At 65.1% G+C, this 1816-nt stretch carries 2 protein-coding genes; both read left to right on the top strand.

Annotated elements, in window-relative coordinates:
- The first annotated feature begins 195 nt into the window (after window positions 1–195).
- A complete protein-coding gene (locus AB4Y86_RS18030; RefSeq protein ID WP_441403523.1) occupies window positions 196–498 on the top strand; it encodes a DUF4193 domain-containing protein in 303 nt (100 codons plus the stop codon).
- Window positions 499–1214: 716 nt separating this feature from the next.
- Entirely contained in the window at window positions 1215–1556 is a 342-nt protein-coding gene (locus tag AB4Y86_RS18025; RefSeq protein ID WP_441403522.1) for a DUF998 domain-containing protein, read from the top strand.
- The last annotated feature ends 260 nt before the right edge of the window (window positions 1557–1816 follow it).

The following is a 1816-nucleotide window of genomic DNA, read 5'->3' as shown; positions in this document are numbered from 1 at the left end:
GGTTACGCGCGGTGGCTCATTAAAAAATCTGCGGGTAAAGAGCGACTGGAGGCGGCCGCGCGGGACGCTCCGCCCCACCCATGGCCGCGGCCGCCCGGCCCCAGGTGACCTGCCTTCTGCCACCCGGGAACAACGGGACCCCGGTATACGTTCCATACCCGTCAGCTAATAACGACAGAAATGAGAATGACCCCAGTGGCAACCGACTACGATGAAGTGCGTTCCGACGTTAAGGAATCACAGGACCGCTCCCTGCAGGCGCTTCAATCCGCCAACGCCCCGGATGCGAACAGCGTCGTCCGTGAACTGGACGAATCCGACGCCCTGGACGGCGCCATGACCCCCGGCGGGGAATTCGTCGCGGAGGAACTCATCGTCCAGGTCGTTCCCCAGGCCGAGGACGAGTTCACCTGCTACTCCTGTTTCCTGGTCCGGCACCGGTCCCAGCTCGCGCGCGAAAAGAACGGCCATTCCTACTGCATCGAGTGCGAAGGCTAGGAGGACCCACCTCCGGATGTCGGGCGCGCCGCCTGCTCGTTGGAGACATGGGCGCGTGCGGGTGGCCTACGGGTTGATGCCGCCGCCAGGAGTGCTCGGGGCGGTCGGTTGACCCTGACCCGTGCCACGGCGCCCCTGACCGTTAGCCCCATTCGGCCGTCCGTTCTGGAACCGCTGCGCGACCTGGCGCGTCGCGTCGGCCTTTCCCATGGAGTAACCGATCGCTGCCCCGCCGCCTCCGGCGAGAAGTACTGCAATCCCAGCCGCCACCAAGACTTTTGGCAGGCTCCACCACTTCCTCTTCACCGAGAGTCCCGGACCATGGCCCGTGGGGGTACCCGCCTGGGGCGCAGGTTGGGGACCGGCCTGGGGAACGGGCATGGTCGGCGGCACCTGGGGGCTTTGGTGCGCCGCGAACGGCGCCCCGGCGACGTGATCTGGGTAGGTGTTCTGTTCCACGTAATATCTCCTCAAGGACGAAGGTTTCAGCCCCAAGTAAAGGGCAGAAGACTGGACGAACCCTGAGTTCCGGCCCGGGGAACGCCGTCCTGGACTCGTCCAGCTCCCGGTTCGTACTAGGCCCCTGCTTGTGATCTCCAGTTCTGGCCCCCGTCCCAGCAACAGGCGCACGACGGCGCGCCCGCGTGGGGCAGTCCCGGGCATGGCGGGGGCCGTTCTCTTCGTGGCCGTTTTYACGGTTTACGGGTGGCAGCAGCGTGGCCGCGTACTTCAGCAACGGCGCGGCTCCCCGCACCGGACCGTCGCTCATGCAGGGCATCGGAGTCAGCCTGATTGCCTCCGGGCCGTTCGTCACCGATCCGTCGCCGATGTTTGGCCAAACCAGTCCGCTCGGCGTCGTGCACGGCATCTTCGGCGCCATGGTCTTCACGTTTGCGCCGTTGAGTTGCTTCGTGTTCTACCGGCGCTTTCGTAGCGACCTGGCGTGGCGCCGCTTGGCGGGGTGGACACTTCTTAGCGGTATGTCCTCACCCTCGGAATTGTTCTGCTCAAGATCAGCCAGCAACCCGGAAGTGGCATGTTCGAATGGAAAGGTCTAGTGCAACGGGCCATTTTGGTCACGTTCATGGCATGGATCTCCGCGGTCGCATTCCGGCTGCGTCATCTCAGCCGCTTCCCGGACCACCGCCCATCAGCGCGAAGGGTAGGGGCCGGGGGACTGAAACATCTGAGTTGGTCGGAGGCTATTTGGAAGCGAGACCCATGGTGGTCGCTCGCAGCCACAGCCACAGCCGTTTCTGCGGATCGTCCAGGTCCAGGTTGAAGTCCTCGGCCAGGCGGGCCACCCGACATCGGACGG

It is taken from the genome of Arthrobacter sp. 2YAF22_2, from assembly GCF_052114645.1.
Classification (GTDB): Bacteria; Actinomycetota; Actinomycetes; order Actinomycetales; family Micrococcaceae; genus Arthrobacter.
The sequence above is the reverse complement of the archived record's forward strand: the minus strand, read 5'-3'. Positions and strand labels throughout refer to the sequence as shown.